The sequence below is a fragment of the Modestobacter sp. SYSU DS0511 genome, assembly GCF_054050755.1.
The window spans coordinates 1-22566 of the sequence record NZ_JBJGZY010000055.1; the positions used below are offsets into that span (position 1 = coordinate 1).

A 22566-nucleotide genomic window follows, 5' to 3' on the forward strand; every position below is an offset into this window, starting at 1 on the left:
AGCACTCTCGATGTCAATCAACCAAAGGAATCCCCAACCCGATCGCAGAACGACCAGGCCGAATGGGGGTTTAACTATATGGCACTGACTTTCGGCACGCTGTTGAGTTCTCAAGGAGCGGACGCGCGAAGAACCTGGCCTCTCGGCCGTCGTCTTCGGCTTGGTGTCTTGCTCTCGGCGCTCGTTCCCGGCCTCGCGGCTCGTTCCCGGCGCAGAGAGAAACTTACGCGGCCCTCGCGGCGGGTGTCAAACCGGTGGGGTGGTGACCCGCGCCACCTGATCGGAACGTCGCCGTCACCTGGCGTTCACACGCCTCCGACGGCTTCCCGCTCGGACCCGGTCAGGCGGCCCCGGGGCAGTGCACACCGGCGATGGAGCGCTTGCCCTTGCGGAGCACCAGCCAGCCGCCCGGGAGCCAGTCGCCGGCGGCCGGCACCGCGTCGGCATCGCCGACGCGGACGTTGTTGACGTACGCCCCGCCCTCCTTGACGGTGCGGCGCGCATCGGACAGCGACGTTGCCAGGCCCGCCTGCTGCAGCAGGGTGGCGACCGGAACGGCGGGGTCGTCGACCTCGACCGAGCCGGCCTCGGTGAGCGCGGCGGCCAGGGTCTGCGGGTCCAGGTCGGTCAGCTCCGCGCGTCCGAACAGTGCCCGGCCGGCGGCCTCCGCCTGGGCCAGTTCCCGCGGCCCGTGCACCAGTCGCGTGAGCTCCTCGGCCAGGGCGCGCTGCGGCGCGCGGGACGCCGGCCGCTCCTCCGACTCGGCGATCAGGGCGGCGACCTCCTCGGCAGGACGCTCGGAGAAGAGCGGGAGCCAGGCCCGGGCATCGACGTCGTCGGCGTTCAACCAGAACTGGAAGAAGGCGTAGGGCGACGTCAAGGTGGGGTCGAGCCACACGGCGCCCCCCTCGCTCTTGCCGAACTTCTGGCCGTCGGACTTGGTGACCAGCGGGGTGGTCAGCGCGTGCCCGGTCACCCCCTCGACCCGGCGCAGCAGGTCGACCCCGGCGGTCAGGTTCCCCCACTGGTCGGAGCCGCCGCTCTGCAGCGTCACGTCGTGGCGGCGGAACAGCTCGAGGTAGTCGTTGGCCTGCAGCAGCTGGTAGCTGAACTCGGTGAAGCTGATCCCGGCCTCGCTGTTGAGCCGGGCCGACACCGCCTCCTTGGCCAGCATCCGGCCGACCCGGAAGTGCTTGCCGATGTCCCGCAGGAAGTCCAGGGCCGACAGCTGCCCGGTCCACTCGAGGTTGTCCACGTAGACCGGCGCCCGCCGCGACGGGTCCTCCTGCACCGGCTGCTCCAGGAAGGGGGCCACCTGGGCGCGGATCCGGTCCACCCAGCCGGCCACCGTCGCCCGGTCGTTCAGCTGGCGCTCGGCGGTCATGCGCGGGTCACCGATCAGGCCGGTGGCCCCACCCACGAGCACCACCGGCTGGTGTCCGGCCCGTTGCAGCGCGCGCAGCACCATGAACTGGAGCAGGTGGCCGACGTGCAGGCTCGCGGCCGTCGGGTCGAAGCCGCAGTAGTAGGTGACCGGCCCCTCCGCGAGGTGGGCGCGCAGGGCATCCTCGTCGGTGCTCTGGGCGATCAGCCCACGGCGGTGCAGCTCGTCGATCACGGAAGGCGCGGAGGTCACGGTCGTCCATCCTGCCTGGTGCTTCCCCGCCGCGGCTTCCCACCCGCCCGGAACACGCTCACCGACGGGGCGTCGGTCTCCCAGAACCGCCAGGGCAGCTCGGTCGCCACGCTGATCCCGACCCGCGGCCCGGTGGAGACGGCCGTCGGCGCGCTCCCGTGGTGCAGGCGCACGGCGGACGCCGGGTCGAGCAGGTGGGCACCCCGGTCATCGGGGCCGATGGCCAGGGCCTGGGTCAGCCGTGCCGGCCCCCGGGCCAGGTCGCGCGCGACCTTGGCGGCCGGGCGGCGTTCCCGGGCCAGGGACTCCCCCGCCACCACCTCCCCCGCGCGCATGAGCACCGCGGAGCCGCGCCCCTCCGGGCCGACCACGACGTTGGCGCACCAGTGCACGCCGTAGCTGAAGTAGACGTACAGCCGACCCGGGGGGCCGAACATGATCTCCGCCCGCGGGGTGGGCCCCCGGTGTGCGTGCGAGGCCGGGTCCTCCCCCTGCCCGGAGTAGGCCTCGACCTCGGTCAGCCGGAGCGCCACCTGCCCCTCGGGGCGGTCGGTGACCACCCAGCAGCCGAGCAGAGCACGCGCGACGTCGTCGACCGGCCCGAGCAGCTCCTCGGCGGTGAGGAGCGGCCCGGGCCGGGCGGCGGACGGCGACCCGGTCAGAGCGCCGCCGCAACCGGGGAGGCCGTGGCCCAGTCGGCGTGCTGGCGGGCCTGCTCGGCCAGTGAGGCCAGCTGCTCGGCCACCCGCTCCGGCGCGGTGCCTCCACGCGCCTTGCGGGCGGCGAGTGCGCCCGGGACGGAGAGCACCGAGCGCACCTCTGGGGTGAGCCGCTCGTCGATGCCGGCGAGCTGGTCGTCGTCCAGCTGGTCGAGCTCCAGGCCGGCCTCCTCGCAGAAGGCGACCATCGCCCCGCTGATCTCGTGCGCGGACCGGAACGGCACGCCCTGACGCACCAACCACTCGGCGACGTCGGTGGCCAGCGCGAACCCCTGCGGCGCGGCCGCCTCGAGCACCTCGGGCCGCAGTGTGAGGGTGGCGATCATGCCGGTCACCGCGGGCAGCAGCAGGAGCAGCTGCTCCATGGAGTCGAAGACCGGCTCCTTGTCCTCCTGCAGGTCCCGGTCGTAGGCCAGCGGCAGGCCCTTGAGCATGGTCAGCAGGCCGGTCAGGTTGCCCACGAACCGCCCGGACTTCCCGCGGGCCAGCTCGGCGATGTCGGGGTTCTTCTTCTGCGGCATGATCGACGACCCGGTGGCCCAGGCGTCGTCGAGGCGGGCCCAGCCGAACTCGGTCGACGTCCAGAGCACCACCTCCTCCCCCAGCCGGGACAGGTGCACGCCGATCAGCGCCGCGGCAAAGGCGAACTCCGCGGCGAAGTCGCGGTCGCTGACCCCGTCGATGGAGTTGTCCGACGCGCGGTCGAAACCGAGCTCGGCGGCCACGGCGTCGGGGTCCAGCGGCAGGGACGAGCCGGCCAGCGCGCCGGAGCCGTAGGGGCTCACCGCGGTGCGCCGGTCCCAGTCGCGCAGGCGGTCGACGTCGCGGGTGAAGGCGTGCGCGTGGGCCAGCAACTGGTGGGCGAAGAGCACCGGCTGGGCGTGCTGCAGGTGGGTCATGCCCGGCGCCGGGACCTCGCGGTAGCGGTCGGCCAGCCCCACGAGTGCGTACTCCAGGGAGGACAGCTCGGCGACCAGCGTCCGGACGTGGTGGCGCAGGTACAGCCGCAGGTCGGTGGCGATCTGGTCGTTGCGGCTGCGGCCGGCCCGCAGCTTGCCGCCGAGCGCGCCGAGCTTCTCGGTGAGCCCGCGTTCGAGGGCCTCGTGCACGTCCTCGTCGGCCTCGATGGCGGTGAACGTGCCGTCGGCCACCTCGGCCGACAGCTCGGTGAGCGCGCCGATCATGCGGGTCAGCTCGTCGTCGGTCAGCAGCCCGGCCCGGTGCAGCACGCGGGCGTGCGCCCGGGACCCGGCCAGGTCGAAGGGGGCCAGCTGCCAGTCGAAGTGGGTGGACCTGGACAAGGCGACCAACGCGTCCGACGGGCCGCCGCCGAAGCGGCCGCCCCACAGCCGGGTCTGGTTCGCCGCGGTCGCTGCCGGGTCGGTCACTGCACGCTCTCTTCCACGTCGTCGATGCTGTCGGACGCCGGGTCCGGGTGCGCGGCGGGGGTGCCCCCGGCCAGCGCCCGCAGCTGCTCGGCCAGGGCCGCCCCGCCGTCGGGCCGGCGGGAGACGACCAGCAGCGTGTCGTCGCCGGCGATGGTGCCCAGCACGTCGGGCAGGCCCACCTTGTCCAGGCCGGAGGCGAGGAACTGGGCGGCGCCCGGCGGGGTGCGCAGGACTGCCAGGTTGGCGCTGCCCTCCGCGCTGGTGAGCAGGTCGGCCAGCAGCCGGCTGAGGCGGGCGGGCGCGGCCTGGGCCGGCCGCAGGGGCGCGTTCTCCGGCGGCAGCACGTAGGACGCCGGGGCGCCGTCGGAGCCGCGGAGCTTCACCGCGCCGAGCTCCTCCAGGTCCCGCGACAGCGTGGCCTGGGTGACCTCGACGCCGGACTCGGCCAGCAGCTTGGCCAGGTGGGTCTGCGAGGTGACCGGGCCGGCGTTGATCAGCTCGGCGATGCGGGCGTGCCGCGCCGACCGGTTCAGCGCGCTGGTCATCGGGGCCTCACCCGTTGCGCTCCAGCAGCCAGAGCAACAGGGCCTTCTGGGCGTGCAGCCGGTTCTCCGCCTCGTCCCAGACCGCGCTCTGCGGGCCGTCGATGACCTCCGCGGCGATCTCCTTGCCGCGGTAGGCCGGCAGGCAGTGCAGGACGACGGCGTCGTCGGCGGCGCGGCCCAGCGATGCCTCGTCGACTGCGTAGGGCTCGAAGGGCGCGATCCGGGCGGCGTTCTCGTCCTCCTGCCCCATCGACACCCAGGTGTCGGTGACGAGCACGTCGGCGGCGTCGGCTGCGGCTGCCGGATCGGTGGTCCACTGCACCGAGCCACCGGTCTCCGCCGCGATGTCCGCGGCGCGCTTCATCACGGCCGGGTCGGGCTGGAAGCCCTCCGGCGAGCCGATCCGCACGTGCATGCCGGCCAGCGCGCCGCCGAGCAGGTAGGAGTGCGCCATGTTGTTGGCGCCGTCGCCCAGGTAGCTGAAGGTCAGGCCGGCCAGCCGGCCCTTGCGCTCGGCGACGGTCTGCAGGTCGGCCAGGATCTGGCAGGGGTGGTACTCGTCGGTGAGGGCGTTGACCACCGGCACCCGGCTGGTGGCGGCCATCGTCTCCAGCCGGTCCTGGCCGAAGGTCCGCCACACGATCGCCGCGACCTGCCGGTCCAGCACCCGGGTGGTGTCCTCCACCGGTTCGCCGCGGCCCAGCTGGCTGGTGCCCGAGTCGATGACCAGCGGGAAACCGCCCAACTCGGCGATCCCCACCGAGAAGCTCAGCCGCGTCCGGGTGGACGGCTTGTCGAACAGCACCGCGACCGTCCGCGGCGCGCCGTTGGGCGCGCGCAGCGGCGTGGGCGCCTCCGCGGTGTGCCGGCCGGCCTTGAGCTGTGCGGCGAGCGCCAGCACCTCGGCCTGCTCGGCCGGGGTGAGGTCGTCGTCCTTGGTGAAGTGCCGGGTCACTGGTCGGCGTCCTGGAGTGCGACGTCCAGCGCTGCCGGGAACGCGTCCACGAAGGCGTCGAGCTGGGCGTCGGTGACCACCAGCGGCGGAGCGAGCCGGACGGTGTCGGCTGCGACGGCGTTGGTGAGGAAGCCCGCGGCCCGCAGCTGGGCCTCCACCGCGGCGGCGACCGGGGCGGTGAGCACGATGCCGAGCAGTGCGCCGCGGCCCCGCAGCCCGACGATGCCCGGGTGGCCGAGCGCCTCGACCGCGCTGGTCATCCGGTGCTCGATCTCCTTGGCGCGCTCGAGCAGCCCCTCGTCGCGGATGGTGTCCAGCACGGCCAGCGCGGCGGCGGCCGCGATCGGGTTGCCACCGAACGTCGAACCGTGCGACCCGGCGGTCATCAGGTCGGCGGCGCCGCCGAAGGCCAGCACCGCCCCCAGCGGGAGCCCGCCGCCCAGTGCCTTGGCCAGCGTGATGACGTCGGGCTGCAGGCCGTCGGCCTGGGAGGCGAACCAGTGACCGGTCCGCCCGGTACCGGTCTGCACCTCGTCGACGGCGAAGAGCGCCCCCGCCTCGGTCGCCGCGGCGGCGGCGGCGGGCAGGTAGCCGGCCGGGGCGGGCAGCACGCCGCCCTCCCCCAGCACCGGCTCGAGCAGCACCATCGCCGTCCGGTCGCCGACCACCGTCCGCAGCGCCTCGACGTCGCCGTAGGGCACGTGCCGGACGCCCCCGGGCAGCGGCGCGAAGGCCGCGGACTTGCCCGGCTGGCCGGTGAGCGCCAGCGCGCCCATGGTCCGGCCGTGGAAGGAGCCCAGTGCGGTGACCACCTCGGACCGGCCGGTCAGCCGGCTGATCTTCAGAGCGGCCTCGTTGGCCTCGGCGCCGGAGTTGCAGAAGAACACCCGCCCGGGCCGACCGGCCAGCTCCAGCAGCCGTTCGGCCAGCAGGACGCCGGGTTCGTGCATGGCCAGGTTGGAGACGTGCCCGAGCAGCTGCGCCTGCGCGGTGATCGCGTGCACGACGGCGGGGTGCGCGTGACCCAGGATCGTCGTCGCGATGCCGCCGAGCAGGTCGGTGTACTCGCGGCCGTCGACGTCCCACACGGTGGCGCCGGCGCCTCGGGCGAGCGCGACCGGCGGGGTCTTGTAGTTGCCCATCATCACCGTCGACCAGCGGGCCGACAGCTCCTCGGTGTGCGTCACGGTGCTGCCACTCCCTCCGGTGTCGGTTCGGCGGGGACGACCATCGTCCCGGTGCCCTCGGTGGTGAACATCTCCAGCAGCAAGGCGTGCGGCAGCCGGCCGTCGACGACGGTCGCCCGCTTCACCCCGCCCTCGACCGCCCGCAGGCAGGCGGCCATCTTCGGGATCATCCCGGCGTCCAGGGTCGGCAGGATCTCGGCCAGCTCGGTGGCGTCGATCTGCTCGACCAGGGAGTCGCGGTCGGGCCAGTTGGCGTAGAGGCCCTCGACGTCGGTGAGGACGACGAGCTTCACCGCACCGAGCGCGACGGCGAGCGCCGCGGCGGCGGTGTCGGCGTTGACGTTGTGCACCTGGCCGTCGGCGTCGGGGGCGACGGTGGCGACGACCGGGATGTGCCCGGCCTCCAGCAGGGCGGTGACCGGCGCGGGCTCGACCGCGACGACGTCACCGACCAGTCCGACGTCGACCGGCTCGCCGTCGACGATCGCGTGGGTGCGGGCGGCGGTGAACAGGCCGCCGTCCTCGCCGGACAGGCCGACGGCGAGCGGGCCGTGGGAGTTGATCAGCCCGACCACCTCGGGCCCGACCTGGCCGGTGAGCACCATCCGGACGACGTCGATCGTCTCCGGCGTGGTCACCCGCAGGCCACCGCGGAACTCGCTGGCGATGCCCAGCCGGTTGAGCATGGCGCTGATCTGCGGCCCACCGCCGTGGACGACGACCGGGAGGATCCCGCAGGTCCGCAGGAAGACCATGTCCTCGGCGAAGGCCCGCCGGCAGTCCTCGTCGACCATCGCGTGGCCGCCGTACTTGATCACCACGACCTTGCCGTGGAACTCCTGCAGCCAGGGCAGCGCACCGGTGAGGACGGCGACCTTGCGGGCGTCGCCCTCGGGATCGTGGGTGCGCATCACCCGGCGGGTGCCGATGGCGCGGCGACCGGCGGCCGACAGCTCGTCGGGGCGCACGTCGGGTGGCGTGGGGTCCTGCGGACCGGCCACCCCGGCCGGGGAGACCTGGTCGGGGGCGAGGTCGGGCGGGGTGGGGTCCTGCGCGGGGCTCAGGGCGTCGCTCATGTGGAGTAGGCCGAGTTCTCGTGCACGTAGGCGATGGACAGGTCGTTGGTCCAGATCGTGGCCTGCTCGGTGCCGGCCCTCAGGTCGACGTCGATGGTGATCTGGCGTCCGGTGAGGTCGACGCCCTCGCGCGGGTCGCCGATCGAGCCACCCCGGCACACGGTGACGCCATTGATGGTGACGTCGACGGCATCGGCCTCGAAGGCGGCGTCGGTGGTGCCGATCGCCGCCAGCACCCGACCCCAGTTGGGGTCGTTGCCGAACAGGGCGGTCTTGAGCAGGTTGTTGCGCGCGCAGGCACGGCCGGCGGTCAGCGCGTCCCGCACCGTCGCGGCGTTGCGGACGGTGATCGCGATGTCCTTGGTGGATCCCTCCGCATCGGCGAGCAGCTGCATCGCGAGGTCGGTGGCCGCGGCGGTGAGCGCCGCGGTGAGCTCCTCCTCGGACGGCGTCACGCCGCTGGCGCCGTTGGCCATCGCGATCACCGTGTCGTTGGTGGACAGGCAGCCGTCGGAGTCGACCCGCTCCACGCTCACGCTGGTGGCCGCCGCGAGCGCCCGCTGCAGCACGTCGGACGGGACGAGGGCGTCGGTGGTGAGGACGACGAGCATGGTGGCCAGCGACGGGGCGAGCATGCCCGCGCCCTTGGCCATCCCGCCGACGGTCCAGGTGCCACCCTCGCTGCGGCCCTCCTGGACGGTCGTCTTGGGCACCGTGTCGGTGGTCATGATCGCCTGCGCGGCGGCGGTGCCGCCGTCGGCGGACAGCGTCGCGACCGCGTCGCTGACGCCGGGCAGCAGCTTCTCCATCGGCAGCCGGACGCCGATGAGGCCGGTGGAGGCGACCGCGACGTCGATCGCGCCCACCTGCAGACCGGCCCGGCCGAGCTCGGCGGCCAGGTGCTCCGCGGTCGCGTGGGTGTCACCGAAGCCCTCCGGGCCGGTGCACGCGTTGGCCCCGCCGGAGTTGAGCACGACGGCCTTGAGCCGGCCGGTGGCCAGCACCTGGCGGCTCCACTGCACCGGGGCGGCCGGGAAGCGGTTGGTGGTGAAGACGGCCGCCGCGGCGTCGTCCGGGCCGTCGTTGACCACGACGGCGACGTCCGGGTTGCCCGACGTCTTGAGCCCGGCGGCGACGCCGGAGGCCCGGAAGCCCTGAGGGGCGGTGACGGTCACGGTGCGACTCCGACGAGCGGGAGACCGGTGGTCTCGGGGAGGCCGAGGGCGAGGTTGGCGCACTGGAGCGCGGCGCCGGCGGTGCCCTTGGTGAGGTTGTCGACGGCGGCGACCACGACCAGCCGGCCGGCATCGGGGTCGACGGCGAGCTGCAGCTGCACGGTGTTGGCGCCGAGGACGGCGGCGGTGGTCGGCCACTGCCCCTCGGGCAGCAGCTGCACGAACGGCTCGTCGGCGTAGGCCTTCGTGTAGGCCGCGCGGGCGGCGTCCGCGTCGACCCCCGGGGCCAGCGGCGCCGAGCAGGTGGCCAGGATGCCGCGGCTCATCGGCACGAGGGTCGGGGTGAAGCTCACGCCGACGGTCCCACCGGCTGCCTGGGACAGGTTCTGGACCATCTCCGGGGTGTGCCGGTGGACGCCGCCGACGCCGTACGCGCTGGCCGAGCCCATCACCTCGCTGCCCAGCAGGTGCGGCTTGGCGGACTTGCCGGCGCCGGAGGTACCGGAGGCGGCGACGACCACGACGTCGGGCTCCACCAGGCCGGCCACGAGCGCCGGGGCCATCGCCAGGGTGACCGAGGTCGGGTAGCAGCCGGGGACGGCGATCCGGCGGGCCCCGACCAGCTGCTCCCGCTGGCCGGGCAGCTCGGGCAGCCCGTACGGCCACGAGCCGGAGTGCTCGCCGCCGTACCACCGGGCCCAGGCGGCCGGGTCGTTGAGCCGGTGGTCGGCGCCGCAGTCGATGACGAGCACGTCATCAGGGAGCTGGGCGGCGATCGCCGCGGACTCCCCGTGCGGCAGCGCCAGGACGACGACGTCGTACCCGGCGAGGGTGGTGGCGTCGCTGGGCTGCACCACCAGGTCGGCGTACGGGAGGAGGTGTGGCTGGAGCTCCCCCAGGCGCCGGCCGGCGCTCGAGTTGGCGTGCACCCCGGTCAGCCGGAGCTGCGGGTGCCCGGCCAGGAGCCGGCACACCTCACCTCCGGCGTACCCGGTGGCGCCGGTGACCCCGACCGTCAACGTCTGCCCATCGCTCACAATGCATGACCATACACACTCATGCATGAACGTGTAAGCGGGTGGTGCCGTGACGGGAGATCCAGGCCACACCGGAGCTCATCGACGCGTTCTGTCGGACCCCGGGTGCACAGTGCCCCGCACCCGGCGATCGCGGCCGGTCAGGGGAGGACGGGAACGATGACCCAGACGCACGACCCGCAGTGGACGCCGGCCGGTGGGATCGACCTGGTCGAGGAAGGTGGGGTCCCGGTCCTCCGGCTGCACGGCGAGGTCGACTCGCTGGTCGTCGAGGCCTGGGACGCCGGGGCCGCGCCCGGCTCCCGGCCGGCGCAGGCGGTCGACGCCTCCCGGGCGACCTTCCTGGACTGCCGGGGGCTGCGGATGCTCGTGCGGGAGACCGCGGCGGCCCGCGGGGCCGGGCTGCTGCCCGAGCTGCGCCACCCCTCCGCCGGCGTGCGCCGGCTCGTCGAGGCCACCGGGGCCGCTCCGTTGTTCGTCCAGGTCGGGTGAGACCGTCCGGGGCGGCGCCGACCCCCGTTCCCGGCGCGCCGCTGCTCTTCAGCGTGCGCGACCCCGACGGCAACACCGTGTGGGTCGTCGAGGCGGAGACCGCCGGCTGAGCCGACCGGCGCCGGTCGGGCCGGGGCGGCCGCCGAGCAGGCCGGCCTCAGCCGGTGGGGTCGTCGTCCCCGTACCGGCGCAGCCGCAGCATCCGGGCGTCGCCCTCGGGCTGCACCGAGCGCAGGGTGTCCAGGTCGTCGGCGCCGGCCCGGACGAAACGGCCCGACCACTGGTCCAGCTCGCCGGCGGCGATCGCGGCCACCAGGTCGACGACGGTCTGCGGGTCGGTCCACTCGGTGCGGCCCTCGTGGATCGACATCGACGTCGACATCGCCGTCTCGACCACGCCGGGCGAGAGGTCGAAGGCGTGCACCCCAGTACCGGCCAGGCCGGCGTGCAGCACCTCGGTCAGCCGCATCAGCCCGGTCTTGCCGACCGAGTAGGCGCTGTAGAGGTCCCGGCCGCGGGTGCTCAACCCGCTGCCCAGGTCGATCACCCGGCCCCGGCCGCGGTCGACCATCCCCGGCACCACGGCGTGCACCAGCAGCAGCGGCCCGCGCACGTGGCTCTCCACCACGCGCCACCAGTCGTCGGGGTCGGCCTGCCAGACGGGCACCTCCGCGGTGTCCATCAGCCCGGCGTTGTTGACCAGCAGGTCGACCGGGCCCAGCTCGGCGGTGACCCGGCCGACGGCGGCCTCCACCGCCGCGCGGTCGGTGACGTCGGCCGGGACGGCCAGGGTCCGGGCGCCGGTGGCCTCGGCCACCTCGTCCATCGCCGTCCGCAGCCGGTCGGCCGACCGCGCCATCCCGGCCACCGCGGCGCCCCGGGCGGCCAGCCCCTGCGCCAGGTGCCGGCCGATGCCCGCCGACGCCCCGGTGACCAGGGCGACGGTGCCGGCCAGGTCCGGTGCCTCAGCCACGGAGCACCGCCCCGACCGCCTCGCCGGCCAGCGACACGGCCCGGTCGAAGGCCACCTTGGCCTCCTCGCCGGTCAGCGTCCGGTCCGGCGCGCGGAAGGTGAACGCGTAGGCCAGCGACCGGTGGCCCTCCGGCACCTGCGAGCCCGCGTAGACGTCGAACAGGCGCAGCTCCTCCAGCAGGTCACCGGCGCCCTCGGACAGCGCCCGGCGGACGTCGGCCTCCGGGTGTTGCTCGGGAACGACCAGCGCCGCGTCCATGTGCACCGGCGGGAAGGTGGAGACGTGCGGGCCGACCGGGACCGCGGCGGCCGGGAAGGCGTCGACGTCGATCTCCATCACCGACGTGCGGGCCGGCAGCTCCAGCGCCGCGCAGACGCGCGGGTGCAGCTCGCCGGCGTACCCGACGACCCGGCCCTCGACCAGCAGCTCCGCACAGCGGCCGGGGTGCCAGGGCGCCCGCTCCCCCGCGCGCACGGTGAGCTCGACCCCGGCGGCCTCGGCGACGGTGCGGGCGGCCTGCACCGCGTCGGCCCACTCCGCCGGGCGGCCCGGGCCCCACCAGCCGCGCGGCTCGCGCTGCCCGGTCAGCGCCACCCCGACGTGCCAGGGCTGCGCCGGTACCGCACCCAGCAGCGCGGCCAGGGTCGCGTCGTCCGGACGGGCGTCGACGCCGGGCACCGGCGCGGCGCCGGTGAGCCCGCCGGGGAAGACGGCACCGTGCTCGAAGACCGACAGGTCGCGCTGGCCGCGGCCCAGGTTCCGGGCCAGCGTGGCCAGCAGGCCCGGCAGCAGCGTGGTGCGCAGCGCGGGCGCCCCCTCCGACAGCGGGTTGCGGAGCGTGATGAGCGTGCGCCGCTCGTCGTCGTCCGGCAGGCCGAGCGCGTCCAGCTGCGTCGACCCGATGAACGGGTAGGCCGGCGCCTCCACGTAGCCGGCGTCGGCCAGCGCCCGGCCGATGCTGCGCCGGCGGCGCTGCCGCTCGGTCAGGCCGCGCCCGGGCGGGGCGGTGGGCAGCACGGAGGGGATCTCGTCGAAACCCACGCTCCGCACCACCTCCTCGACCAGGTCGGCCGGATCGGTGAGGTCACCGCGCCAGGACGGCGGGGTCACCTGCAGGTTCTGGCCGTCGCCGTCGACCGTCGCGCCGATGGCCTGCAGCACCTCGACCACCTGCGACGGCGGGTAGTCCACCCCGGCGATCCGGCCGGGCAGGCCGGCGTCCAGCGCGATCACCGGCCGCGGGGCCCGGGTGTCGAGGTCGACCGGCGCACCGACGACGGTGGCGCCGCCGTGCTGGGCGAGCAGGCCGGCGGCGCGGGCGAGCGCGACCACGGTGACGTCGGGGTCGGTGCCCCGCTCGAACCGCTTGGCCGCCTCGCTGGGCAGCTTGTGCCGGCGCACCCCGCGGGAGATCCCGGTCTGCTCCCAGTGCGCGGCCTCCAGCAGCACGGCGGTGGTGCCCGCCCCGATCTCGGTGGAGGCGCCGCCCATCACCCCGGCCAGCCCGATCGGGCCGGAGTCGTCGGCGATGAGCAGGTCGTCGTCGGTGAGCGCCCGGTCCACGCCGTCCAAGGTGGTGAGCCGCTCCCCCGCCCGGGCCCGGCGCACGGTGACCGGGCCGGAAACGGTGGCCCGGTCGAAGGCGTGCATCGGCTGGCCCAGCTCGAGCATCACGTAGTTGGTGACGTCGACGGCCAGCGAGATGCTGCGGATCCCGCACTGGGCCAACCGGCGGCGCAGCGCCCAGGGGCTCGGCGCCGCCGGGTCCAGGCCCTCCAGCGCCAGCATGGAGAACCGGTCGCAGCGGTCGGCGTCGGCGACGGTGACCTGCCAGGCCGGGTCGCCGGACCAGGCGGGCGGGGTGAGCGCGGCCGGGTCGCGCCACTCGACGCCGAGGGCCGCGGCGAGGTCGCGGGCGATGCCGCGCAGGCTCATCGCGTAGCCCCGGTCCGGGGTGACCTCCAGGTCGAAGACCACGTCGTCCAGGCCGAGCACGCCGTGCGCGGGGGTGCCCGGTTCGATGCCGTCACGCCCGAGCACCAGGATGCCGGCGTGGTCCTCGCCGATGCCCAGCTCGCGGACCGAGCAGATCATCCCGTCGGAGACGTGGTCGTAGGTCTTCCGGGCGGCGATGGCGAAGTCGCCGGGCAGCACTGCACCGGGCAGGGCCGCGACCACCAGGTCGCCGACGGCGAAGTTGCGGGCGCCGCAGACGATGCCCCGGGGAGCCTCCTCGCCGACGTCGACCTGGCAGTACCGGATCGGCTTCTTGAAGCCGGTGAGCTCCTCGATCTCCAGCACCCGGCCGACCACCAGCGGCCCGGTGGTCACCGGTGGACGGTGGACGTCCTCCACCTCGAAGCCGAGCCGCACGAACGCCTCGTCGAGCTCCTCGACCGTCGTTCCGGCCGGGATGTCGACGTGCTCGGTCAGCCAGCTGACGGGGACCCTCATGCCTGCACTCCGAACGCACTCGTGAACCGGACGTCGCCCTCGACGATGTCGTGCATGTCGCCGACGCCGGAGCGGAACTGCAGGGCCCGCTCGATGCCCATGCCGAAGGCGAAGCCGGTGTACTCGTCGGGGTCGATGCCGCAGGCGCGCAGCACCCGCGGGTTGACCATCCCGCAGCCACCCCACTCGACCCAGCGCGGGCCGTCGCGGTGCTCGGGGAACCAGACGTCGAACTCCGCCGAGGGCTCGGTGAACGGGAAGAAGTGCGGCCGCCAGCGGGTCTGCGCGTCCGGCCCGAAGAGCACCCGGGCCAGGTGGTCCAGCGTGCCGCGCAGGTGCGCCATGGTCAGCCCGCGGTCGACGGCCAGGCCCTCGACCTGGTGGAAGACCGGGGTGTGCGTCGCGTCCAGCTCGTCGGTGCGGTAGACCCGCCCGGGGGCGACGACGTAGATCGGCGGCGTGCGCTCGAGCATGGTGCGGGCCTGCACCGGGCTGGTGTGGGTGCGCAGCACCAGGCCGGAGTCCTCCGGGGCGACGAAGAAGGTGTCGGCCAGCGACCGGGCGGGGTGGTCGGGCCCGGTGTTGAGCGCGTCGAAGTTCAGCCACTCCGCCTCGAGCTCGGGCCCCTCGGCCACCTCGTAGCCCATGCCGACGAAGACGTCGGCGATCCGCTCGGTGAGCGTGGTCAGCGGGTGCCGGGCGCCCCGGGGGGCGCGGTCCCAGGGCAGCGTGACGTCGACCCGCTCCTCGGCGAGCACCCGCTCGTCCCGCTCGGCCTCCAGCACCGCCAGGCGCTCCTCGTAGGCGGCGGTCACCGCGGTGCGCGCGGCGTTCACCCGCTTGCCCGCGTCGGCCCGGGCAGCCGGGGGCAGCGCGCCGAGCTCACGGCGGGCCAGCAGCACCGGTGCGCGGTCGCCCAGGTGGGCCGGCCGGACGGCGGCCAGCGCCGCCAGGTCACCGGCTCCGGCGAACGCCTCGGCGGCCGCCTGCACGGCGGCGTCGAGGGCCTCCGCGCTCAGCGCGGCGACCTGCTTGGGGTCGTAGGGGTCGTTGGCGCCAGACACGGGACGCCATTCTGCCCGGCCCGGGCCGCCCTCCGCGCCCGGGTTCCGCTCAGCCCTGGGCGAGCTGGGTGGTGTAGAGGCAGATCGAGGCGGCGACGGAGAGGTTGAGGCTCTCCGCCCGGCCGCGCATCGGCACCCGCACCCGGGCGTCGGCCAGTGCGCCCAGCTCCGGGTCCAGTCCGCGGGCCTCGTTGCCGAACAGCCACAGCACCGGGCCGGCGAGCAGGCCCTCGCCGTCGGCGGCGTCCAGGGGCACCTCTCCCCCGCCGTCGGCGGCGAGCACGGTGACCCCGGCGGTCTGCACGTCGGGGACCAGCCGGTCCAGCGGCGCGCTGCGCACGACGTCGACGTGGAAGAGGCTGCCGGCGCTGCTGCGCACCACCTTGCCGTGGTACGGGTCGGTGGACCCGACCCCGAAGACGACGGTGCCGGCGCCGCAGGCATCCGCGGTGCGCAGCACGGTCCCGGCGTTGCCCGGGTCGTTGAGCTCGGCCAGCGCCACTGCCAGCCGCGGCGGGTCGCTGACCAGCGACTCGACGGGGACGTCGCGCAGCCGGCAGACCGCGACGAGCCCCTGCGGGGTGACGGTCTCCGACAGCGACGCCGCGGCCTTGTCGCTGACCAGCCGGACCGGCACCCGGGTGGCGGCGAGCAGGTCCCGGTGCGCAGCGGCGGCGGCCTCGGTGGCGAACACCTCCCGGACGGCGTCCGGGTCGCCCGCGGCCTCGGCGAGCGCCTCGCCGACCGCCTGCCGCCCCTCGGCCAGGAACGCACCGGCGTCGTCCCGTCCGCTGCGGCGGGTGAGCTTGCGGGCAGCCGCGACCCGCGCGGAGCGCTCGGTCAGCAGATCGGTCACGGGGTGCTCTCCAGGGGTGGGGCGGACAGACGACGACGCCGGCGGGGGGGGGGGGGGGGGGGGGGGGGGGGGGGGGGGGGGGGGGGGGGGGGGGGGGGGGGGGGGGGGGGGGGGGGGGGGGGGGGGGGGGGGGGGGGGGGGGGGGGGGGGGGGGGGGGGGGTAACGGCGGGGGGCGGCGGCGGGGGGCCGCCGCCCCCCCCCCCCCACGGCGGCGTCGTGCAGTGCGGTGCTGCGGCTCAGGCAGCCGCAGCGGCGCCGGTCGCCTCGGGGTTCGCGGCGAGCGCGGCCCGGGCGGACTCCACCAGCGTGGCGAAGGCGGCGGGCTCGGAGACGGCGAGCTCGGCCAGGACGCGGCGGTCCAGGTCGATGCCGGCGAGCTTGAGGCCCTGCATGAACCGGTTGTAGGTCATGTCGTTCTGGCGTGCCGCGGCGTTGATCCGGGTGATCCACAGCTTGCGGAAGTCACCCTTGCGGACCTTGCGGTCGCGGTAGTTGTAGGTGGCCGAGTGGAGGATCTGCTCCTTGGCCTTGCGGTAGAGCCGCGAGCGCTGGCCGCGGTACCCGCTGGCCGCCTCGAGGGTCGTACGACGCTTCTTCTGGGCGTTGACCGCCCGCTTCACGCGTGCCACGTGAGAGCTCCTGTCTTCTGGTTACGGAGGGGGCGGTCAGCGACCGAGCAGCTTCTTCATCCGGCTGGTGTCGGCCGGGGACAGCACACCGGTGCCGCTGATGCGGCGCTTCCGGGAGCTCGACTTGTGCTCGAACTTGTGCTGGTTGTTCTGGTGCTCGGCCACCAGCTTCCCGGTGCCCGTGACGCGGATCCGCTTGGCGGCGCCCTTGTGGGTCTTGTTCTTCGGCATCTCTAGACGTCCTGTTCGTGTCTGCCCGGCGCCGGGCAGCAGCTGCTGCCCGGCGCGAGTGCGTCGGTGTGGTGCCCGGCCGGCGTCAGGCCGGGGGCGCCTGCTCCGCGGTCGCGTCGTTGGCCGCCTGCTTCTCCGCCTTCGCGGTGCGCCGCGCCGTGTCCGTCGCCGCCTGGTTCCGGTGCGGTGCGATCACCATGACCATGTTCCGGCCGTCCTGCTTGGGGTTGGACTCCACCACCCCGAGGTCGGCGACGTCGCCGGCCAGTCGCTGCAGCAGCTTGTAGCCCATCTCCGGGCGGGACTGCTCGCGACCGCGGAACATCACGGTGATCTTGACCTTGTCGCCGCCCTTGAGGAAGCGCTCGACGTGGCCCTTCTTGGTCTCGTAGTCGTGCGGGTCGATCTTCAGGCGCAGCCGCATCTCCTTGATGACGGTGAGCGCCTGGTTGCGCCGGGCCTCGCGGGCCTTCTGCGCGGTCTCGTACTTGAACTTGCCGTAGTCCATGAGCTTGACGACGGGCGGCCGGGCCATGGGGGCGACCTCGACCAGGTCGAGCTCGCTGTCCTGCGCCAGACGCAGCGCCTCGCCGATCGGCACGATGCCGACCTGCTCGCCCTCGGGCCCGACCAGGCGGACCTCGGGGACGCGGATACGGTCGTTGATGCGGGGCTCGGTGATGGCCTCTCCTCTGCTGCTGCGGGGAGGAGTTCGCTGGCCCACCCGGGCGCCGGACGACAAAGGCCCCGCGAGCTGCTGCTCACGGGGCCCACTCGCCGGTCGCCACACGGGACATCCCGGGGCAGGGGTGTCCGTGCGGTTCACGCGGGACGGCAGAGCCGGCCTGCGTGATCCGGGGACCTGGGTGCCTGTGACGGCGCCAGGTGGGAGCGGGCTCCTCTTTGGTCAGTGGCCGGGATGCTGGATCTCGGCCACCGTGGTTCACGCGCCTCGGTGTAGCGGGGGGAGGCGCACTCACCTTACAGCGTTGTCCCCGGGCGCGTCATTCCCAGGGGTAGAGCAGGTCCGGAGCCGGCGTGGCGTGCTGCTCCTGGTGGGCGGCCAGCAGCGCCCGCAGCCCCCGGACGGCGGCCACCGCGCGGGCGCCGTCGGTGGCCTGCACCGCGGTCACACCCAGCTCGTCGCCGTTGGTCAGCATCAGGCTGGCCCAGGGCGAGTGCTCGTCGAACCGGACGGCCCGCACCGCGTGCCACGGCAGCTGGTGCTCGATGAGCATGTTGCGCACCCGGATCCCCTCGGCGTCCGCGTGCACCCGGGACCGGCCCAGCACCAGCACCCCCGCGCCGAGCGCGAGCCCCAACCCGACCATGGCCAGCTGGTCGGCGGTCTGGAAGGCGACGACGCCGGTCGAGGACTCCTTGAGCAGGACGGCGACCACCACCATCACCCCGACGAGCCCGGCCGCGGCCACCGCGGTGACCAGGCGCAGCCGGCGCGGGACGGCGGTGACCGGGGCGGGCGCGGCCACGTCGGGTCCAGGGGTGTCGGGCACGGCTCCATCCTGCACCGCCGGGCGGGCATCGCGCCGCTCCCGTTCGGTACCGGTGGGGTTCCGTGTCACACGGTTGGAACATCTGAACGCGCACCATGGGGGTGTGACCGAGAGCCCGCTCGACCACCGCCCGCAGGACGACGCCGTGGTCGAGGAGCTGTTGCCGCTGGCCGGCTACACGGTCGCGGTGACCGCGGCCCGGAGAAGTGAGGAGCTCGGCGCCCTGCTGGACCGCCGCGGTGCCCGGGTGGTCTACGCACCGGCGATCCGGATCGTGCCGCTGTCCGACGACGCGGACCTGGTCTCGGCCACGGAAGAGGTGCTGGCCCGACCGGTGGACCTGGTGGTGGCGACCACCGGAGTCGGTTTCCGGGGGTGGCTCGAGGCCGCCGACGCCTGGGACCTGCCGCTGCGCGAGCACCTGCTGGGCGCCCGGGTGCTCGCCCGCGGCCCGAAGGCCCGCGGCGCCATCCGCGGCGCCGGGCTGGTCGACGCCTGGTCACCGGAGTCGGAGAGCTCCGCCGAGGTGCTCGAGCACCTGCTCTCGGGCGCCGAGGGCCCACTGCCGGGACGCCGGATCGCCGTCCAGCTGCACGGCGACCCGCTGCCGGAGCTGGTCGCCGGCCTGGAGCGGGCCGGCGCCGAGGTGGTGCGCGTGCCGGTCTACCGGTGGGTGCTGCCCGAGGACACCGCGCCGCTGCGCCGGCTGGTCACCGCCATCGCCGCCCGCGGGGTCGACGCCGTCACCTTCACCAGCGCGCCGGCCGCAGCGAGCCTGCTGCAGGTGGCGGCCGACGAGGGCGTGCGGGCCGGGGTGCTCGCCGCCTTCGCCGACGCCGTGCTGCCGGTCGCGGTCGGGCCGGTCACCGCCGGGCCGCTGGACGCCGCCGGGATCCGCTCGGTGCAGCCCACCCGGGCCCGGCTCGGCGCGCTGGCCCGCGAGGTGGTCGCCCAGCTCCCGGCCCGGCACCCGGTGCTCACCTCCGGAGCGCACACCCTCCAGGTGCGGGGGCACGCCGCGGTGCTCGACGGCCGGCTGGTCGAGCTCCCCCCGGGCCCGATGGCGGTGCTCCGGGCGCTGGCCCGCCGGCCCGGGGTCGTCGTCTCCCGCCCCGACCTGCTGGCCGAGCTCTCCGGCGGTGGCGACGCGCACGCGGTCGAGATGGCGGTGACCCGGCTGCGGGCGGCGCTCGGGGCCCCGGTCGTGGAGACCGTGGTCAAGCGGGGCTACCGCCTCGCGGTCTGAGTAAGGCCCCCCCCTTCTCCCCACCCTCGCAGGCTCGGGGCGGGCCCCGGAAGGGGGCCGAGCTCACGACAGGCGCCCGGTCGATGTGAGGTGACTGTTCCGCGGCGGTCATCGCCGCGCGCCGCGGCGGAAACGCCCGGTTCCTAGCGTCAGCGCATCCCGTCCGCGGTGGCACCGCCACCGGTTCTGCGAGGAGCGCGATGACCCCGATCCTGTCCAAGTCCGACGCCGCCGACCTGGTGGTGGCCGCACGGATCCGCCGCGGCCTGACCTGGGCCCAGCTCGCCGAGGAGATCGGCGCCCCGGTGGTGTGGACCACCGCGGCGCTGCTGGGGCAGCACCCGATGAGCCAGCAGCAGGCCGAGCTGGCCGCCAAGCTGCTGGGGCTGGACGAGACGGTGGTGGAGAGCCTGCAGCTGCAGCCGTCCCGCGGCACCGACCCGGCCACGCTGGCCGATCCCACGATCTACCGGCTCACCGAGGCGCTGTCGGTCTACGGCCCGGCGTTGAAGGAGCTGATCCACGAGGAGTTCGGCGACGGGATCATGAGCGCGATCAACTTCCGCGTCGACATCGCCCGCCGGCCCGACCCCGACGGCGACCGGGTGGTCATCACCCTCGACGGCAAGTTCCTGGACTACCGCTGGTGACCCCGGCGCACTGAGCGCCACCCCTCTTCCTGCACCTGCTCAGCCGAGGAGCACCCGCATGTCCTACGTGGCACCCAAGGACTTCGTCACCAAGATGATCGACGCCGGCGAGGCGAAGGTCTTCATGTCCACCCGCGACACCCTGATCCGCGCGTTCATGGCCGGTGCGATCCTCGCCCTGGCCGCCGCGTTCGCCGTCACCGTCTCCGTGCAGACCGGCAACCCGCTGATCGGCGCGCTGCTGTTCCCCGTCGGGTTCTGCCTGCTCTACCTGCTCGGCTTCGACCTGCTCACCGGCGTCTTCACACTCGTGCCGCTCGCGCTGTTCGACAAGCGGCCGGGGGTGACCGTGCGCGGCATGCTGCGCAACTGGGGGCTGGTCTTCACCGGCAACTTCGCCGGCGCGTTCACCGTCGCGGTGATGATGGCGGTGATCTTCACCTACGGCTTCTCGATCCCGCCGAACGAGGTGGGCCAGGCGATCGGCACGATCGGCGAGGGCCGCACGGTCGGCTACGCCGAGTACGGCGCGGCCGGGATGCTGACGCTGTTCCTCCGCGGCGTGCTGTGCAACTGGATGGTCTCCACCGGCGTGGTCGCGGCGATGATGTCGACCTCGGTCTCCGGCAAGGTCATCGGGATGTGGATGCCGGTCATGCTCTTCTTCTACATGGGGTTCGAGCACTCGATCGTCAACATGTTCCTGTTCCCCTCCGGTCTGCTGCTGGGCGGGGACTTCTCGGTCGGTGACTACCTGGTCTGGAACGAGATCCCGACCGTCATCGGCAACCTCGTCGGCGGGCTCGCCTTCGTCGGGCTCACCCTCTACGCCACGCACGCCCGCACCGGCGCCAGCCGCAAGCCGCTGCTGAGCAGCGACCTCCCCCCGGAGGTGGCCGTGCCGGCCGACACCACCCCCGCCGGGATGCGCTGACCAGCGCCCCCCACCGCCCGCCGGACGGCGGCCTCCCCCCGCGCCAGGGGGAGGCCGCCGTCGCCGTCCCGGGCCGGCCCGGCCCGGGCCCGGTCTCACCACGACCGGACGGTCGGCGTGCGGCGCATGTTCCGCACCGGTCACGCCGCCGCGCCTGGACGGAAACGGCCGGTTCCTAGCGTCGGTGCCGACCTCGCCGGTCAGCGGACCAGCCGCCGTCCGGCTCTGCACCCAGGGGATGACGCCATGACCGACACCCAGCTCGACCGCGCCGGCGTCGCCGCCGCGGCCGCTCCCGCACCCCCGGCCGGCAGCGGCCCGGTGACCCGGGTCGGCGGCAGGTGGATCGACCACTACGACCCCGAGAACCCGGCCTTCTGGGGTTCCCCGCAGGGCAGGCCCGTCGCCCGCCGCAACCTGGTCTGGTCGGTGTTCGCCGAGAACATCGGCTTCAGCGTGTGGCAGCTGTTCAGCGTCTCCACCGCCGTGCTCGCCTCGATCGGCTACGGGTTCACCAGCAACCAGCTGTTCTGGCTGGTCGCCACCGCCGGCCTGGTCGGGGCGATCATGCGGGTGCCCTACACGTTCATGCCGGCGCTGTTCGGCGGGCGGAACTGGACCGTGGTCAGCGCCGCCCTGCTGCTGGTGCCGGTCACCCTGCTGGTCGTCGCCGCGACCACCGACCAGCCCTACTGGTTCTGGGTGCTCACCGCGATCACCTGCGGGTTCGGGGGTGGCAACTTCGCCTCGTCGATGGCGAACATCTCCTTCTTCTACCCGGACAAGGAGAAGGGGTTCGCGCTCGGGCTGAACGCCGCCGGCGGCAACATCGGGGTGGCGATCATCCAGCTGGTGGGCCCGATCGCGGCGGGCGCGGGGGCGCTCGCCGTCGTCGGCGGGGCCACCGGCACCACCGACGACGGCGCCGAGCGCTACGTGCAGAACGTGGCGCTGATCTGGGTGCCGTTCATCCTGCTCGCGATGGCCGGCGCCTGGTTCGGCATGCACAACCTCTCGGGTGCACGGGCCAACATCGGGGCGCAGGCGGCGATCGCCCGCCGGAAGCAGACCTGGCTCATGTCCTTGCTCTACATCGGTGCCTTCGGCTCGTTCATCGGCTTCTCCGGCGCCTTCCCGCTGGTGCTGGCCAACGAGTTCTCGGCGAACACATACCAGTACGCCTTCCTCGGCCCGCTGGTCGGCTCGCTCACCCGGCCGCTGGGCGGGCTGCTGGCCGACCGCGTGGGCGGGGCGCGGATCACCGTGGTGACCTTCGTCGGTCAGGCCCTGGCCATCGGCGTGGCCATCGCGTTCGTGAACGCCGGCAGCTTCACCGGGTTCCTGCTCAGCTTCCTGGTGCTGTTCGGCATCGTCGGCCTGACCAACGGCTCGACCTACCGGATGATCCCGATCATCTACCGGGCCGAGGCCGCCGCCAGCAGCACGGGCGAGACCGCGGCGCAGACGATGTACCGCGCCCGGCGGGACACCGCAGCCGCGGTGGGCATCATCTCCGCGGTCGGCGCGCTGGGGGCGGTCTTCATCCCGCGGATCATCTCCGAGTCCTACAGCGCCACCGGCGGCGTCGAGACCGCGTTGGGGGCCTTCTGCGCCTTCTACGTCGTCTGCGTCGCGGTGACCTGGTTCGTCTACCTGCGGCGCGGCACGCTGATGCAGCAGGCCGGGGTCTGAGCCGTCGCGGGGGGGGGGGGGGGGGGCCCCCCCCCCCCCCCCCCCCCCCCGGGGGGGGGCGGCCCCCCCCCCCCCGCGGCGCCCCCCCCCCCCAACCAAAAAAAAAACCCC

Annotated in this window: 22 protein-coding genes; 5 read left to right on the forward strand and 17 right to left on the reverse strand. The window is 74.4% G+C overall.

Annotated elements, in window-relative coordinates; translation table 11 throughout:
* Positions 1–340: 340 nt before the first annotated feature.
* The 9 genes from tyrS to argC are packed head-to-tail and all read right to left on the reverse strand — an operon-like array spanning position 341 to position 9718.
* Complete coding sequence (gene tyrS, locus ACI783_RS18640; RefSeq protein WP_457141834.1) at positions 341–1636, reverse strand: tyrosine--tRNA ligase; 1296 nt, start codon at positions 1634–1636, stop codon at positions 341–343.
* A complete protein-coding gene (locus ACI783_RS18645) occupies positions 1633–2331 on the reverse strand; it encodes a DNA-3-methyladenine glycosylase (RefSeq protein ID WP_457141851.1) in 699 nt (232 codons plus the stop codon). The genes tyrS and ACI783_RS18645 overlap by 4 nt, the downstream gene beginning before the upstream one ends.
* Positions 2295–3743 (reverse strand): argininosuccinate lyase, encoded by a 1449-nt coding sequence (argH, locus tag ACI783_RS18650; protein ID WP_457141835.1) that lies wholly within the window; start codon positions 3741–3743, stop codon positions 2295–2297. Before argH ends, ACI783_RS18645 begins: the two co-directional genes overlap by 37 nt.
* Positions 3740–4288, reverse strand: coding sequence for an arginine repressor (locus ACI783_RS18655; protein WP_457141836.1), 549 nt, complete (start codon positions 4286–4288; stop codon positions 3740–3742). Before ACI783_RS18655 ends, argH begins: the two co-directional genes overlap by 4 nt.
* Positions 4289–4295: 7 nt before the next feature.
* Positions 4296–5243, reverse strand: coding sequence for an ornithine carbamoyltransferase (argF, locus tag ACI783_RS18660; protein WP_457141837.1), 948 nt, complete (start codon positions 5241–5243; stop codon positions 4296–4298).
* On the reverse strand, positions 5240–6430 hold the full coding sequence (locus ACI783_RS18665) for an acetylornithine transaminase (RefSeq protein WP_457141838.1): 1191 nt from the start codon (positions 6428–6430) through the stop codon (positions 5240–5242). Before ACI783_RS18665 ends, argF begins: the two co-directional genes overlap by 4 nt.
* Complete coding sequence (argB, locus tag ACI783_RS18670; protein WP_457084681.1) at positions 6427–7506, reverse strand: acetylglutamate kinase; 1080 nt, start codon at positions 7504–7506, stop codon at positions 6427–6429. Before argB ends, ACI783_RS18665 begins: the two co-directional genes overlap by 4 nt.
* Entirely contained in the window at positions 7503–8681 is a 1179-nt protein-coding gene (argJ, locus tag ACI783_RS18675) for a bifunctional glutamate N-acetyltransferase/amino-acid acetyltransferase ArgJ (protein ID WP_457141839.1), read from the reverse strand. The genes argB and argJ overlap by 4 nt, the downstream gene beginning before the upstream one ends.
* The gene (argC, locus tag ACI783_RS18680; RefSeq protein ID WP_457141840.1) at positions 8678–9718 is read right to left on the reverse strand and encodes an N-acetyl-gamma-glutamyl-phosphate reductase; all 1041 of its coding nucleotides are present in this window, start codon (positions 9716–9718) and stop codon (positions 8678–8680) included. The genes argJ and argC overlap by 4 nt, the downstream gene beginning before the upstream one ends.
* A 159-nt stretch (positions 9719–9877) precedes the next feature.
* Here argC and ACI783_RS18685 point away from each other — a divergent pair, with 159 nt between their 5' ends.
* The gene (locus ACI783_RS18685; protein ID WP_457141841.1) at positions 9878–10210 is read left to right on the forward strand and encodes an STAS domain-containing protein; all 333 of its coding nucleotides are present in this window, start codon (positions 9878–9880) and stop codon (positions 10208–10210) included.
* Positions 10211–10367: 157 nt separating this feature from the next.
* Here the strand turns inward: ACI783_RS18685 and ACI783_RS18690 are convergent, their stop codons facing one another.
* From ACI783_RS18690 to ACI783_RS18725, 8 genes are all read right to left on the reverse strand, one after another.
* A complete protein-coding gene (locus ACI783_RS18690; protein ID WP_457141842.1) occupies positions 10368–11183 on the reverse strand; it encodes an SDR family oxidoreductase in 816 nt (271 codons plus the stop codon).
* Positions 11176–13638 carry a phenylalanine--tRNA ligase subunit beta gene (gene pheT / locus ACI783_RS18695; RefSeq protein WP_457141843.1) on the reverse strand — a complete coding sequence of 821 codons (2463 nt, stop codon included), beginning with the start codon at positions 13636–13638 and terminating at the stop codon, positions 11176–11178. Before pheT ends, ACI783_RS18690 begins: the two co-directional genes overlap by 8 nt.
* Positions 13635–14702, reverse strand: coding sequence for a phenylalanine--tRNA ligase subunit alpha (gene pheS / locus ACI783_RS18700; protein ID WP_457084674.1), 1068 nt, complete (start codon positions 14700–14702; stop codon positions 13635–13637). Before pheS ends, pheT begins: the two co-directional genes overlap by 4 nt.
* A 49-nt stretch (positions 14703–14751) precedes the next feature.
* Positions 14752–15558 carry a TrmH family RNA methyltransferase gene (locus ACI783_RS18705; protein WP_457141844.1) on the reverse strand — a complete coding sequence of 269 codons (807 nt, stop codon included), beginning with the start codon at positions 15556–15558 and terminating at the stop codon, positions 14752–14754.
* A 237-nt stretch (positions 15559–15795) separates the two neighbouring features.
* Positions 15796–16188, reverse strand: a complete 393-nt coding sequence (gene rplT / locus ACI783_RS18710; protein ID WP_457141845.1) for a 50S ribosomal protein L20 — start codon at positions 16186–16188, stop codon at positions 15796–15798.
* Between the two features lie 36 nt (positions 16189–16224).
* Positions 16225–16419, reverse strand: a complete 195-nt coding sequence (rpmI, locus tag ACI783_RS18715; protein WP_457084671.1) for a 50S ribosomal protein L35 — start codon at positions 16417–16419, stop codon at positions 16225–16227.
* 85 nt (positions 16420–16504) lie between these two features.
* On the reverse strand, positions 16505–17143 hold the full coding sequence (gene infC / locus ACI783_RS18720) for a translation initiation factor IF-3 (RefSeq protein ID WP_457084670.1): 639 nt from the start codon (positions 17141–17143) through the stop codon (positions 16505–16507).
* A gap of 280 nt (positions 17144–17423) precedes the next feature.
* Positions 17424–17933 (reverse strand): PH domain-containing protein, encoded by a 510-nt coding sequence (locus tag ACI783_RS18725; RefSeq protein ID WP_457141846.1) that lies wholly within the window; start codon positions 17931–17933, stop codon positions 17424–17426.
* Positions 17934–18036: 103 nt separating this feature from the next.
* On the opposite strand from ACI783_RS18725, the gene ACI783_RS18730 reads away from it, so the two are divergent.
* The 4 genes from ACI783_RS18730 to ACI783_RS18745 all read left to right on the forward strand — a co-directional run bounded on the left by ACI783_RS18730 (position 18037) and on the right by ACI783_RS18745 (position 22455).
* Positions 18037–19179, forward strand: coding sequence for a uroporphyrinogen-III synthase (locus tag ACI783_RS18730; RefSeq protein ID WP_457141847.1), 1143 nt, complete (start codon positions 18037–18039; stop codon positions 19177–19179).
* 200 nt (positions 19180–19379) lie between these two features.
* Complete coding sequence (gene cynS / locus ACI783_RS18735; RefSeq protein WP_457141848.1) at positions 19380–19829, forward strand: cyanase; 450 nt, start codon at positions 19380–19382, stop codon at positions 19827–19829.
* 58 nt (positions 19830–19887) lie between these two features.
* Complete coding sequence (locus tag ACI783_RS18740; protein WP_457141849.1) at positions 19888–20763, forward strand: formate/nitrite transporter family protein; 876 nt, start codon at positions 19888–19890, stop codon at positions 20761–20763.
* 246 nt (positions 20764–21009) lie between these two features.
* The gene (locus tag ACI783_RS18745) at positions 21010–22455 is read left to right on the forward strand and encodes an MFS transporter (protein WP_457141850.1); all 1446 of its coding nucleotides are present in this window, start codon (positions 21010–21012) and stop codon (positions 22453–22455) included.
* Positions 22456–22566: the final 111 nt, after the last annotated feature.

Bases quoted from the DNA above. Each gene is read 5' to 3' on its own strand.
- ACI783_RS18655 (WP_457141836.1), bottom strand. From the start codon at position 4,288: ATGACCAGCGCGCTGAACCGGTCGGCGCGGCACGCCCGCATCGCCGAG.
- argB (WP_457084681.1), bottom strand. From the start codon at position 7,506: ATGAGCGACGCCCTGAGCCCCGCGCAGGACCCCACCCCGCCCGACCTC.
- ACI783_RS18685 (WP_457141841.1), top strand. From the start codon at position 9,878: ATGACCCAGACGCACGACCCGCAGTGGACGCCGGCCGGTGGGATCGAC.
- pheT (WP_457141843.1), bottom strand. From the start codon at position 13,638: ATGAGGGTCCCCGTCAGCTGGCTGACCGAGCACGTCGACATCCCGGCC.
- rpmI (WP_457084671.1), bottom strand. From the start codon at position 16,419: ATGCCGAAGAACAAGACCCACAAGGGCGCCGCCAAGCGGATCCGCGTC.
- cynS (WP_457141848.1), top strand. From the start codon at position 19,380: ATGACCCCGATCCTGTCCAAGTCCGACGCCGCCGACCTGGTGGTGGCC.
- ACI783_RS18740 (WP_457141849.1), top strand. From the start codon at position 19,888: ATGTCCTACGTGGCACCCAAGGACTTCGTCACCAAGATGATCGACGCC.
- ACI783_RS18745 (WP_457141850.1), top strand. From the start codon at position 21,010: ATGACCGACACCCAGCTCGACCGCGCCGGCGTCGCCGCCGCGGCCGCT.